Source organism: Enterobacter sp. 4974935, from assembly GCF_058661735.1.
In genome coordinates this window covers 2,121,218-2,134,387 of record NZ_JBZWGT010000003.1, presented here as the reverse complement: position 1 = coordinate 2,134,387, position 13,170 = coordinate 2,121,218, and the positions used below count along the sequence as shown (strand labels likewise).

Below are 13,170 nucleotides of genomic sequence, written 5' to 3'. Positions count from 1 at the left end.
AGCCGATGCCACGAATTGCTAAAACGCTTCAGGAACTTTTTCTGTACGCTTTTAAATCATATAGATAATCTGGAGTTATTAGTTACGCGGGACAATTATGGTTACGTTGCGCGGATAGCTCAGGACGAGACTTTCCCCCTATAATTGCGGTAATGAATAAGGATAAGGACTGCGGTGCATTATGTTGGATTTGATTAAAGCAGTGGGGCTTGGGCTGGTGGTGTTGCTTCCGCTGGCGAACCCGTTAACGACCGTGGCGCTCTTTCTGGGGCTGGCGGGTAACATGAACAGCGCGGAGCGCAACCAGCAGTCGAGGATGGCCTCCGTTTACGTCTTCGCGATTATGATGGTGGCTTATTACGCCGGACAACTGGTGATGAATACTTTTGGTATTTCGATTCCCGGTCTGCGTATCGCCGGTGGGCTGATTGTGGCGTTTATTGGTTTCCGGATGCTGTTCCCGGCGCATAAAGCGCATGAATCGCCGGAAGCCAAAAGCAAATCGGAGGAGCTTGAAAGCGAACCGAGCGCCAATATCGCGTTTGTGCCGTTAGCCATGCCGAGCACGGCGGGGCCGGGAACGATTGCGATGATCATCAGTTCCGCCTCAACGGTGCGTGATGGTGTTACTTTTCCGCACTGGGTTATTACCGTTGCGCCGCCGATCATTTTTGCGCTTATCGCCATTATCGTCTGGGGGTCATTGCGCAGCTCCGGGGCGATTATGCGCGGGGTGGGCAAGGGGGGAATTGAAGCTATCTCCCGTCTGATGGGCTTCCTGCTGGTCTGTATGGGCGTGCAGTTTATTATTAACGGCGTGCTGGAGATCATTAAGACGTATCACTGAGGACATTGCCGGGTGGCGCTGCGCTTACCCGGCCTACAAGTCCGTAATAACCTGGGCCGGGTAGGCCGAAGCCGCCACCCGGCATAACAAACGTCAACCGTGGCTGGTCTGTTCTTCCATCGCGACCGGCCATTTACGGAAGATAAGCACCGACCAGATCAGCGCAATCAGCGCGGGAATCGCCCCGAGATAGCCAATGGCCGACATCGATACATGCAGGCTGATCTGATTTCCCACCAGCGCACCGGCCCCAATTCCCAGATTAAAAATTCCCGAGAACAGCGACATTGCCACGTCCGTGGCGTCCGGGGCCAGGGCCAGCACTTTGACCTGCATTCCCAGACCAATAATCATGATCGCCACGCCCCAGAACAGACTGAGGATCGCCAGATGACTCTCGCTGCCTGCCGCAGGCATCAGTAACAGCAGGCACGCCAGCAGCAGGCCAATCGCACTGCTTACAAGCGCAGACGCGTGCTTATTGCCCAGCTTCCCGAACAGGATGCTGCCGATAATACCCGCGCCGCCCAGGATCAGCAGCAGAACGGTGGCGAAGTTAGCGCTAAAGCCCGCCACAACCTGAACAAACGGCTCAATATAGCTGTAGGCCGTGTAATGGGCGGTCACCACAATCACGGTCAGCAGATAGATGCTCATCAGCGCCGGTCGACGCATCAGCAGAGGCAGACTTTTCAGCGAGCCGGAGTGTTCGCTGGGCAGTTTTGGCAGCAGTTTGATCAGACACACCAGGGTGATCAGCGCCCCCATGCCGATGGCAAAGAAGGTGGTGCGCCAGCCGAAGTATTGACCCACAATGCGCCCGATCGGCAGGCCTAACACCATCGCCAGCGCCGTTCCGGTGGCAATCAGGCTCAACGCCTGGGCGCGTTTCCCCGCCGGGGCGAGACGAATGGCGAGCGATGCGGTGATCGACCAGAAAACGGCATGGGCAAACGCGATGCCGACGCGGCTGATCACCAGCACCGTAAAGTTCCATGCCATAAATGACAGCACATGGCTGGCAATGAACATCACAAACAGCCCAATCAGCAGCTTACGACGTTCCATCTGGCTGGTCAGGAGCATAAACGGCAGCGACATCAGCGCTACCACCCATGCATAGATGGTCAGCATAATGCCAACCTGTGCCGTTTCCATATGGAAGCTGGCTGCAATGTCGGACAGCAGCCCAACCGGAACAAATTCCGTGGTGTTGAAAATAAACGCTGCGATGGCGAGCGTGACCACGCGTAGCCACGCGACCCTGCGGGAAACCGTGTGTGTTGTCATAGGGATATCTGGGATTCGTTGCCTGAAAGATGAGGAGACGATCTTAAAGCCTTAAACGGCGAAAACTCAACCGTTATGTGATGTGAATCACAAAATTTACCTTCATGCAGCGGTAGCGAACGCGGTTGTTTTCATTGAAGATAAAGAACTACACAACAAAAACAGGCGGTAACACGATGCAGGAGATTGATTTTTATCTGGTAGATGCGTTCAGCGAGTCCTCCTTTGGCGGCAACCCGGCGGCGGTGTGCCCGCTCGACGCGTGGCTGCCGGATGAGACGTTACTGCGGATGGCACAACAGCATAACCAGTCGGAAACCGCGTTTTTTGTGTGCACCAAAGGGGGGATTGAGCTGCGCTGGTTCACCACGCTCACCGAGGTTAATCTGTGTGGTCACGCGACGCTTGCCGCGGCGTATGTTCTGTTTAACGAACTGGATTATCCGGACTCTCGCCTTCATTTTGACACCGCTTCTGGTCGCCTGACCGTCAGCCGTGAAGGTGACTGGATGACGCTGGACTTCCCGGCCTGCCCGACGCAGGCACAGACGCCGCCACCGGAGATGCTCGCCGCACTCGGTATCAGCCACTACGTCGAGGCGCGAAAAGGCCGCGCCTGGGTGCTGGTACTGGAGAGCCGCGAGCAAGTGGAAGCCATTAATCCGGATTTCTCCGCCATGACGCCGGGGGAGCATAAAGTGGCCGTCACCGCCCGGGACGAGGGGGAATACGACTTTGTCAGTCGTTTCTTCTCGCCGGGCGTGGCCGTGCCGGAAGATCCTGTCACCGGCTCCGCGCACACCATGCTGATCCCTTACTGGAGTGAACAGCTTGGCAAAACACAGATGTTTGCCCGTCAGGTTTCTGCCCGTGGTGGCGACGTACGCTGCGAACTGAAAGGCGACCGCGTGCGGATGGGCGGGCAGGCGGCGCTGTATCTGAAGGGCACAGTATTTCTGCGCTGAATAAATCTAAGAGGAACCAACGATGCAGGAAATTGATTTTTATCTGGTGGATGCCTTCAGCGACAGGGTGTTCGGCGGCAATGCGGCGGCGGTGTGTCCGCTGGAAGCGTGGCTGCCGGATGAGACGTTGCTGAAGATGGCGAAGCAGCATAATCAGTCAGAGACGGCGTTCTTTGTCCGAACGGATAACGGGTTTGAACTGCGCTGGTTTACCACGCAGGATGAAATTAACCTCTGCGGCCACGCAACCCTCGCGGCTTCTCACGTTATTTTCGAATACCTGGATTATCCACATACGGAAATCACATTCACCACGCGCTTTGTCGGCGAACTGACGGTACAACGCAGCGGCGACTGGCTGACGCTGAATTTCCCGGCGTGGTCAACCGAGGTTGTCGATACTCCACCCCCAGTGCTGTTCAGCGCGCTGGGCATTAACGCGGCAAAAGAGGTGCGTTCAGGGCGCGATTACATGGTGGTGCTCGACAGCCAGCGGCAGGTGGAGGCGCTGACGCCGGATATCACAGCCATGCTCCCGCTGGGGAAAATGGTCTGCGTTACGGCGCCGGGGGATGAGTATGATTTCGTCAGCCGCTTCTTCTGCCCGGGGGAAGGGGTACCGGAGGATCCGGTGACGGGATCAGCGCACAGCATGCTGATCCCGTACTGGAGCGAAAAGCTTGGAACAACGCAGATGTCGGCCCGCCAGGTCTCCTTGCGCGGCGGGGATCTGCGCTGCGAGCTGAAAGGCGACCGCGTGCTGATTGGCGGCCAGGCCACGCTGTATATGAAGGGGAAAATTTTCCTTCGTCTCCAGGATTACGGTCATCATTAAAAACTATGACGCCGGTATACAGGGCGGGCGGTATGTTGAACGAAAACGACAAGGAGCCTGCCATGTATTCTATTACCGCTGAATCCGCCCATCATCCAGATATTCTCGCCCTGATTACGGCGCTGGACCGTTATCAAAGTGTTCTCTATCCCGCGGAAAGTAATCATCTGCTGGATTTAACCGAACTGCCGGACGACTCGCTGATCCTGATGATTATTCGTGACACTCAGCTTAACGCTGTCGGGTGTGGCGCTGTTGTTTTGAACGGGGACGGGACCGGGGAAATGAAACGGGTCTATATTGATCCAACCCATCGCGGGCAACGGCTGGGTGATAAATTACTGGCGGCGCTGGAAGATGAAGCCCTCAGCCGCTGCTGCCACACCGTCCGGCTGGAGACGGGGATCAAACAACACGCCGCTATTCGTCTGTATCAACAGTGTGGATACGAACGGCGCCCCGCGTTTGCCCCCTACAACGAGGATCCGCTGAGCCTGTTTATGGAGAAGACACTGGTGGCTGACGTTCGTTTAGCAGCCCTATAAACGCCTCAAGCTGGCGGGTCATCGCCCCGCGTCGCCACACCAGCCAGGTGGTGAGCCAGCGCCAGTTTTCCGCCAGCGGCCACGCCGCCACCTGATGATGCCCCGGCATGCTCTCTAGCATGGAGCGGGGCATCAGCGCAATGCCTGCCCCGGCAATCACGCAGGCGAGCATCCCGTGGTAGGACTCCATCTCGTGGATCCTTCCCGGCGTTACGCGGTCAGCATGAAACCAGCTCTCCAGATGACGCCGGTAGGAACAGTTGGCGCGAAAGGCATACACGTCGCTACCGCTCACCTGCGTGGCTTTTGACACTTCCGCATGGCCCGCAGGGGTGACCAGCATCATCTCTTCCCGGTAAACCGGCATTCCTTCCAGTTCGGGGTGTGAGAGCGGCCCGTCGACAAAGGCGGCGCTGAGCGTCCCCTCAAGCACACCGTCAATCATCGTACCGGAAGGCCCGGTGGACAACGCAAACTGAATGCGCGGATAGCGCTGATTAAACCGCGCCAGACTTTCCGGAATGCGTACGGCGGCGGTACTTTCCAGCGCGCCGAGCGAGAATAATCCCTGCGGTTCATCCCCGGCGACGACCATTCGCGCTTCGTCGACCAGCGCCAGGATCTGTTTGCTGTAGCGCAAAAAATTGTGCCCGGCGGGGGAAAGCCGCAGGCGCTGATTCTCGCGAATAAACAGCTCCACACCGAGATCCGCTTCAAGCTGTCGGATGCGGGTGGTGAGATTTGACGGCACCCGGTGTACCTTCTGCGCCGCCTGGGTAATGCTGCCGGTCAGTGCGACGGCGTTAAACATCTCAAGCTGTGTTAAGTCCATACCGTTCTCGATTCGTGAACAAGGTGGTGAGTATTATTCATTTTTAAGAAATAGCAGAGTGGGCCACAATCAATCAACTGTTATTACATGGAGAACTTCATGACGTATTCATCTGCTACCCATGCCCACTCTGTCAACCCGGCTACCGGCGAAACGCTGGCTGCTTACCCGTGGGCAACGTCCGGTGACGTTGAGCGTGCCATTGCGCAGGCGGATACCGGTTTTCGTCAGTGGCGACGCGAAAGCGTGGCGCACCGGGCGCAAAAACTTCGCGATCTGGGTGCGGCGCTGCGTAGCCGTGCGGAAGAGATGGCGCAGACTATCTCCCGGGAGATGGGCAAGCCCATTGTGCAGGCGCGTGCGGAGGTGGCTAAGTCCGCCAGCCTTTGCGACTGGTACGCTGAATACGGCCCGGCAATGCTGCGCCCGGAATCTACCCAGGTCGACAATGCGGTGATTGAGTACCGTCCGCTGGGGCCTATTCTGGCGGTGATGCCGTGGAACTTCCCGCTCTGGCAGGTGCTGCGCGGTGCGGTGCCGATCCTGCTGGCAGGGAACAGCTATCTGCTTAAACATGCGCCAAATGTGCTCGGCTCGGCGGAGCTTATCGGGAAGGTGTTCGCGGATGCCGGTTTCCCGGAGGGGATCTTTGGCTGGGTGAACGCGACAAATGACGGCGTCAGCCAGGCGATTAACGATCGGCGTATCGCGGCGGTGACCGTAACCGGCAGCGTTCGGGCTGGTGCGGCAATTGGCGCGCAGGCGGGCGCGGCGCTGAAGAAATGCGTGCTGGAGCTGGGCGGCTCCGATCCGTTTATCGTTCTGAATGATGCCGATCTGGATCTGGCTGTCAACGCGGCCGTGGCCGGACGTTATCAGAATACCGGACAAGTTTGCGCGGCGGCGAAACGCTTTATTGTGGAAGCGGGCGTGGCGGACACCTTTACCCAACGCTTTGTTGACGCGGTCAAGGCGCTGAAAATGGGCGCACCGGATGAGGAAGATAACTATATTGGCCCGATGGCGCGATTTGATCTTCGCGATGAACTGCATCAGCAGGTACAGGCTACGCTGGCGGAAGGGGCGACCCTGCTGCTCGGCGGCGAGAAGCTTGCCGGGACCGGTAACTATTATGCGCCAACCGTACTCGGCGACGTCACCCCACAGATGACGGCCTTCCGTCAGGAGCTGTTTGGCCCGGTGGCCGCGATTACCGTCGCCAATGATGCGTCGCACGCGTTGCAGCTGGCTAACGACAGCGACTTTGGCTTATCAGCGACGGTCTTTACCGCGAACGATGCGCTGGCTGAAACCTTCTCTCGCGAGCTGGAGTGTGGCGGAGTCTTTATCAATGGCTACAGCGCAAGCGATGCGCGCGTTGCGTTTGGCGGAGTGAAGAAGAGCGGCTTCGGGCGAGAGCTTTCACATTTCGGTCTGCATGAGTTCTGTAACGTTCAGACGGTCTGGAAGGATCGCGTGTAATGTTGTTGCCGGGTAGGGCAAGGCCGCTACCCGGCAATTCACGTTTCCTGTCATTATTTTGCAATGGTTCTGTCATTTTCGTTTCGTAGACTCGCTCGCGTCTAACGTATTGTTACAGAAGAAAATTATGAACCTAACGCAAATTTTTCGTCGTCTTGCGCAGCGCTTTTTTCCTCGTCAGTTTGGCCTGCTGACCGGCATCTTTTGTATTATCGGCCTTTTCTCCGCCCTGCAACTTTCATCCTCCTTCCTGCTTACCGCTTCCCTGAATCAAGCCCAGCGTAACGAACAGCGCAATCAGCTGGCCTGGCAGCAACAGAGCAGACTGGATCAGGCGCGTATTTCGCTGCTTGCGGCGAGCGATCTGCTCAACCGCTCCGGGGTGTACTTTATGCAGGATAAAGAGACCGGTTCGGAAGGGAGCTGGCATAGCCTGATGGACGAGGCGCAAAAATCCCTGGCGGCGTCTCAGCAGGCATGGCAAGCCTGGCTCGCGCTTAATCCTCGGCAGGACGAGGGGCTTGTTAATAGCTATCAGCTGTTCTTCGGTGCCATTAGCGAGCAGGCGGAAGGGCTGGTGAAAACCAACAGCATCGACCTCTTTTTCGCCGTACCCGCCCAGGCGTTTCAGACCGATTTTAATGACAACTTTGCACGTTATCAGCAACGGAGTGAGAAGCAGGCGATACAGGGGCGTCAGTCGCTCATGGAACAGCTCTCAGGCCTGCAACGGCTTTTCCTGTTTGCGCCGCTGGTGCTGCTGGCTATTGCCATTGCCGTCTGGTTTGCAATGGCGAAATGGGTGATATCCCCGCTACGCCGTCTGATTGTCCATATTAACCAGCTTGCGGCAGGGGATTTGTCGGGAATACCCCCTGACGTTGTGCGTTTTAACCGTGAAATCAGCCAGCTCAGCGGCAGTATTACCGCCATGCAGCGCGGGCTCCAGCAACTGGTGACTCAGGTCAGCGAGGCCACGACCTCTATGGTCGAAAATATCGGGTCACTTGCGCAGGGGAACCAGAAGCTTTATCAGCAGTCCACGCGACAGGCCAAAGAGCTGGAGGAAGTGACCGCGCATATCGCCGATCTCGAAACCCACGTTGAGGGGAACACGGGTTATGCAAAACTCGCCCGCTCGCGCGCGGATGAAGCCCGACAGGCTGCCGTCGGCGGGGAGCAAATGATGACAGCGGTGAATGGCTCAATGCAGACGATCGTCGACCGATCCTCAGAGATGCGTGGGATCGTCGCCATGATCGACAGCGTGGCGTTTCAGACCAATATTCTGGCCCTCAACGCTGCCATTGAAGCCGCCCATGCGGGAGAACAGGGGCGCGGGTTCGCGGTGGTCGCCCGTGAAGTGGGGCTGCTGGCCAGAAAAAGCAGTCACTCTACGCAAACCATCCAGTCGCTAATTAACCACTCGCTACAGGGCATTGAAGAAGGTTCTCAGGTGGTAAACCGTCTGGAAGAAAATCTCCAGCAGGTCACCGGGCTGGTGGCCAATCTGAGTAGCCTGCTGAATGATATTTCGCTGGCCACTCTAAATCAGGGGGAAAGCATTCATCAGATGACGCGCCAACTTCAGGCGCTGAATCAGGTATCGCGTCAGACAGATGTGCTGGTTAGCGAAGCGTCGAATGCCTCTGAGCGCCTGCATCGGGAGTCAGATCTTTTGTTGCAGGCCGTCTCGCGTTTTCGTCTCCCTGCCTGACGTGACGTATAAGCCTCTGTTATACTCGCAGCCCGTTTTAGCCTGAGGGCAAGGAGCAAAGTGTGGCTGCGGTCATCCATAATGAGATGCTGGACGAGATTCTGGCGCAGGTTCGTCCGTTACTGGGGCAGGGTAAGGTTGCCGATTACATTCCCGCGCTGGCCTCGATCAGCGGTAATAAGCTCGGCATCGCCATTTGTACTGTCGACGGGCAGCGTTTTCAGGCGGGAGATGCACTGGAGCGCTTTTCAATTCAGTCGATCTCAAAAGTGCTTAGCCTCGTTGCCGCCATGCGCCAGTATGACGAGCAGGAGATCTGGCAGCGGGTGGGCAAAGATCCCTCCGGTCAGCCCTTCAACTCCCTTCTCCAGCTTGAAATCGAACAGGGTAAGCCGCGCAACCCGTTTATCAACGCCGGGGCGCTGGTGGTGTGCGATATGCTGCAAAGCCGGCTGAGCGCGCCGCGCCAGCGTATGCTCCAGATTGTGCGGCAGCTTTCCGGCGTGCAGGACATCGCCTACGATCCGGTGGTAGCGCGCTCTGAGTTTGAACACTCTGCACGTAACGCCGCCATCGCCTGGCTGATGAAGTCCTTCGGCAACTTTCATAATGATGTCGCCACGGTTCTGCAAAACTATTTTCATTACTGCGCCCTGAAGATGAACTGCGTTGAACTGGCGCAGACTTTTCTGTTTCTGGCGCATCAGGGCCATGCCCCGCATCTGGACGAGGACGTTGTCTCCCCGATGCAGGCCCGGCAGATCAACGCCTTAATGGCAACCAGCGGAATGTATCAGAACGCCGGGGAGTTTGCCTGGCGCGTGGGGCTGCCGGCTAAATCCGGCGTTGGCGGTGGCGTCGTGGCCATTGTTCCGCACGAGATGGCGATTGCCGTCTGGAGCCCGGAACTGGACGAGACCGGCAACTCACTGGCGGGCGTCGCGGCGCTGGAACAGCTGACCAAACGCCTTGGGCGGTCCGTATACTGATGTCCACGTTAGATCCTCTGTTCACGCGCCTGGCTCGCTCCACGTTTCGTTCACGATTTCATTTAGGGATGAAAGAGCGGCAATACTGCTGGGATAAGGGCGCGGACACTATCGATAAGCATGCCGCTGATTTTATCGCCGCGCGGCTGGCGCCTGCACACCCGGTGAATGACGGTAAGCAGACGCCGATGCGCGGCCATCCGGTTTTTATCGCCCAGCATGCCACGGCAACCTGCTGCCGGGGCTGTCTGGCTAAGTGGCATGCTATCCCGCAGGGCGTGCCGCTGAGTGCGCAGCAGCAACAGTATATCGTCAACGTGATCCATCATTGGCTGGTCATTGAGGTAAATCGTGCCTCCTGAACTGACAATGTCTCTGTTTAAGCTACGCTTTTACTAATGCTCAGCGTCAGGAGACGTCATGAAAGCACCTCTAATTCCCGTGAATGAAACGGAGCGCATGAATGCGCTGCGCGAGTCCGGTCTGCTTGAGATCGACAATTATCCCGCGTTTGATCGTCTCACGCGGCTGGCAACACGCTTTTTCAGGGTGCCGCTGGCGATGATTACGCTGGTGGATGACCACGCTGCGATCGTGAAATCTGCCGACGGGCGGGCACTCGCCAGCCAGCCTCGCGATCTCTCGTTTTGTGGTCATACGATCCTGGGTGACGCGCCGCTGGTGGTGGCTGACACGCTGCTGGACGAACGCTTTGCGGATAATCCGCAGGTGGCGGGAGATCCGGGCGTGCGCTTTTATGCCGGTTTCCCGCTGCGTTTACGTGACGGGGCGTGCGTAGGATCGTTGTGTCTCATTGATTACGCACCGCGTGAGTTTACCGCGGCGGATTCCGCCGTACTGGCCGATCTCAGCGCGCTGGCAGAAGATGAATTTGCAGCCGTTAGCGCCGCCACGACCGATGAACTCACGGGCCTGTTTAACCGACGCGGGTTTAACCAGTTTGCGCAGTTTGCACTGTCGGTTTCGCAGCGTAGGGCAGAACCGTTAACGCTTGGCTGGCTGGATCTGGACCATTTCAAAACCATTAACGATCGCTTCGGGCATCAGGAGGGCGACAAGGCCCTGAAAGCGATGGCCGCCCTGATGCGCTCCTCATTCCGCGAGGCCGATATGCTGGTGCGTTTCGGGGGAGATGAGTTCGCGGTGCTATTTGCGGATACCGATGAACCTGGCGCCTGGATCGCCATGCAGTATCTTGTCGAACAAACGGAGAAGTATAACGCGCGTCAGCTGCATCCCTGGTCGTTACAGTTCTCCTGGGGGCTGAGCGAGTTCGATCATCACCGCAACGATATGCAGGCGTGGTTAAAACAGGCAGATGCGCAAATGTACGCCATGAAGCGGCAACATCACGGCGAAAAATGACATAACGAAATCCTATGTCATCGCTTATTGCGTAACAAAAATGTTAATAGCAAAGTGGAGAGATTCAACCTAAGGACGCGCAATGAACTCTCCCATGCTGATTAAACCTCTCTCCCGACAGGACATCCTCAGCCACATTGATGCCCTGAGCGATATCCTCGTCAACTGTGTCAACGGCGGCGCCTCCGTCAGCTTTATGCTGCCTTTTTCTCCCGAGAAAGCCCAAACCTTCTGGCTCGGCGTCGCAGACAGCGTCGGGCGCGACGAGCGTACCGTCCTGGGCTGTTTTGACGCGGAGCAGGGGCTGGTTGGCACGGTCCAGCTGATCACCGACCAGCCGGAAAACCAGCCGCACCGCGCAGATGTCGCGAAACTTCTGGTACATGAGAAGGCGCGCCGTAAAGGTGCGGCAATGGCGCTGATGGAAGCCCTGGAGGCGGTTGCGCGTGAAAAAGCGCTTACGGTGCTGGTGCTTGATACCTCGACCGGCAGCGGCGCGGAGACGTTTTATCAGAGAGCGGGCTGGCAAAAGGCGGGGGAGATCCCACGCTACGCCCTGATGCCGAACGGGGACATGACGGCGACCTCGGTGTTCTATAAATTTCTTTGATATTTTTCACCATCGCGTCCTGAGTTGATCCAGACAGGGGTTCTGGTCCTGAAGTTTTGATAAGTTATCACACCAATCTTATCAGGCTGTATGACTAATTATAAAGGACCTCCATTGTGAACACACTCAACCGTCGTGATTTCCCCGGTGCGCGCTACCCTGAACGTATCATCCAGTTTGGCGAAGGTAACTTCCTCCGCGCGTTCGTTGACTGGCAAATCGACCTCTTAAACGAGCATACCGATCTCAATGCAGGTGTGGTGATTGTACGGCCGATCCAGAGTGATTTTCCGCCGTCGCTGAGCACCCAGGATGGTCTGTATACCACGATTATTCGTGGTCTGAATGAGGAGGGGGATGCGGTAAGCGATGCGCGTCTTATTCGTTCCGTGAATCGTGAAATCAGCGTCTACAGCCAGTACGATGAATTCCTGAAACTCGCCCATAATCCGGAGATGCGGTTTGTCTTCTCCAATACCACGGAGGCGGGGATCGGCTATCACGCGGGCGATAAGTTTGACGATGCGCCAGCTGTCAGCTATCCGGCCAAACTGACGCGTCTGCTGTTCGAACGCTTTACCCACTTTAACGGGGCTGCGGATAAAGGCTGGATCATCATTCCTTGTGAGCTTATCGACTATAACGGCGATGCCCTGCGTGAACTGGTGCTGCGCTATGCACAGGAGTGGGCGCTGCCAGCGGCATTCATTGCGTGGCTGAATAACGCTAACACCTTCTGCTCGACGCTGGTTGACCGCATTGTTACCGGCTATCCGCGTGATGAGGTGGCAGAGCTGGAAGCCGGGCTGGGCTATCACGACAGCTTCCTCGACACGGCAGAACATTTCTACCTGTTTGTTATTCAGGGGCCAAAATCACTTTCAGCTGAATTGCGCCTGGATAAATACCCGCTCAACGTCCTGATTGTTGACGACATCAAACCTTATAAAGAGCGTAAGGTGGCGATCCTCAACGGCGCACACACGGCGCTGGTTCCGGTCGCTTTTCAGGCCGGGCTGGATACGGTAGGGGAAGCCATGAACGACGGGGAGATTTGCGCGTTCGTAGAGAAGGCTATTTATGAAGAGATTATTCCGGTCCTGGATCTGCCGCGCGATGAGCTGCACTCCTTCGCCAGTGCCGTAACGGGGCGTTTTCGTAATCCGTACATTAAGCATCAGCTGCTGTCGATTGCACTGAACGGGATGACAAAGTACCGCACCCGCATTCTGCCGCAACTGCTGGCAGGGCAGAAGGCGACCGGTGAACTGCCAGCACGTCTGACCTTTGCCCTGGCGGCGCTGATTGCATTTTACCGTGCCGAGCGCAACGGTGAGCGCTATCCGGTGCAGGACGATGCGCACTGGCTTGAACGTTACCAGCAGCTGTGGACGCAACATCACGACAAACAAGTCACTACCCGTGAACTGGTATCGTCGGTGTTAAGCGTGAGCGAGCACTGGGAACAGGATCTCACTCTGGTGAACGGACTGGTAGACCAGGTTGCGCAGGATCTGGATGCAATTTTAAGCAAAGGCATGCGCGAGGCGGTGAAACCGCTCTGCTAATCATAATGCCCGGCGTTTGCCGGGTTTTTTACAGAACAGTATTAGTTACAACATACTATACATCCTTTTTTTAAAAAGCACAGGCAGCACCGTGCGGTCAGGGC

The 13,170-nt window shown here is 56.9% G+C and carries 13 protein-coding genes; 11 read left to right on the top strand and 2 right to left on the bottom strand.

Translation table 11 applies throughout. The features are described from left to right. Positions 1-181 precede the first annotated feature (181 nt). Positions 182-847, top strand: a complete 666-nt coding sequence (locus tag AC4OVS_RS11435; RefSeq protein ID WP_491922416.1) for a MarC family NAAT transporter — start codon at positions 182-184, stop codon at positions 845-847. A gap of 93 nt (positions 848-940) precedes the next feature. On the opposite strand, the gene AC4OVS_RS11430 is transcribed toward AC4OVS_RS11435, so the two are convergent. Beyond that, positions 941-2,137 (bottom strand): sugar transporter, encoded by a 1,197-nt coding sequence (locus AC4OVS_RS11430; RefSeq protein WP_063853637.1) that lies wholly within the window; start codon positions 2,135-2,137, stop codon positions 941-943. Between the two features lie 176 nt (positions 2,138-2,313). Between AC4OVS_RS11430 and AC4OVS_RS11425 the strand changes: the two genes are divergently transcribed. The 3 genes from AC4OVS_RS11425 (at position 2,314) to AC4OVS_RS11415 (ending at position 4,482) form a co-directional block, all read left to right on the top strand. After that, positions 2,314-3,102 (top strand): PhzF family phenazine biosynthesis protein, encoded by a 789-nt coding sequence (locus AC4OVS_RS11425; RefSeq protein ID WP_063137745.1) that lies wholly within the window; start codon positions 2,314-2,316, stop codon positions 3,100-3,102. Positions 3,103-3,124: 22 nt separating this feature from the next. Beyond that, positions 3,125-3,937 carry a PhzF family phenazine biosynthesis protein gene (locus tag AC4OVS_RS11420; RefSeq protein ID WP_491922415.1) on the top strand — a complete coding sequence of 271 codons (813 nt, stop codon included), beginning with the start codon at positions 3,125-3,127 and terminating at the stop codon, positions 3,935-3,937. 62 nt (positions 3,938-3,999) lie between these two features. Then, a complete protein-coding gene (locus tag AC4OVS_RS11415; protein ID WP_032622224.1) occupies positions 4,000-4,482 on the top strand; it encodes a GNAT family N-acetyltransferase in 483 nt (160 codons plus the stop codon). On the opposite strand, the gene ptrR is transcribed toward AC4OVS_RS11415, so the two are convergent. Then, positions 4,436-5,314, bottom strand: a complete 879-nt coding sequence (gene ptrR / locus AC4OVS_RS11410; protein WP_045622741.1) for a putrescine utilization regulator PtrR — start codon at positions 5,312-5,314, stop codon at positions 4,436-4,438. The two genes, AC4OVS_RS11415 and ptrR, sit on opposite strands and share 47 nt — an antisense overlap. Before the next feature lie 99 nt (positions 5,315-5,413). Between ptrR and sad the strand changes: the two genes are divergently transcribed. The 7 genes from sad (at position 5,414) to AC4OVS_RS11375 (ending at position 13,066) form a co-directional block, all read left to right on the top strand. After that, positions 5,414-6,796, top strand: coding sequence for a succinate-semialdehyde dehydrogenase (sad, locus tag AC4OVS_RS11405; RefSeq protein ID WP_038416052.1), 1,383 nt, complete (start codon positions 5,414-5,416; stop codon positions 6,794-6,796). A gap of 127 nt (positions 6,797-6,923) precedes the next feature. Then, positions 6,924-8,513 carry a methyl-accepting chemotaxis protein gene (locus tag AC4OVS_RS11400; RefSeq protein ID WP_038416053.1) on the top strand — a complete coding sequence of 530 codons (1,590 nt, stop codon included), beginning with the start codon at positions 6,924-6,926 and terminating at the stop codon, positions 8,511-8,513. A gap of 62 nt (positions 8,514-8,575) precedes the next feature. After that, the gene (glsB, locus tag AC4OVS_RS11395; RefSeq protein ID WP_022648113.1) at positions 8,576-9,502 is read left to right on the top strand and encodes a glutaminase B; all 927 of its coding nucleotides are present in this window, start codon (positions 8,576-8,578) and stop codon (positions 9,500-9,502) included. After that, positions 9,502-9,864, top strand: a complete 363-nt coding sequence (locus AC4OVS_RS11390; protein ID WP_048965757.1) for a DUF4186 domain-containing protein — start codon at positions 9,502-9,504, stop codon at positions 9,862-9,864. Before glsB ends, AC4OVS_RS11390 begins: the two co-directional genes overlap by 1 nt. 58 nt (positions 9,865-9,922) lie before the next feature. Then, entirely contained in the window at positions 9,923-10,888 is a 966-nt protein-coding gene (locus AC4OVS_RS11385; protein WP_045308109.1) for a sensor domain-containing diguanylate cyclase, read from the top strand. An 82-nt stretch (positions 10,889-10,970) separates the two neighbouring features. Continuing rightward, positions 10,971-11,498, top strand: a complete 528-nt coding sequence (locus tag AC4OVS_RS11380; protein WP_032624259.1) for a GNAT family N-acetyltransferase — start codon at positions 10,971-10,973, stop codon at positions 11,496-11,498. Positions 11,499-11,614: 116 nt separating this feature from the next. Then, complete coding sequence (locus AC4OVS_RS11375) at positions 11,615-13,066, top strand: tagaturonate reductase (protein ID WP_048965758.1); 1,452 nt, start codon at positions 11,615-11,617, stop codon at positions 13,064-13,066. The last annotated feature ends 104 nt before the right edge of the window (positions 13,067-13,170 follow it).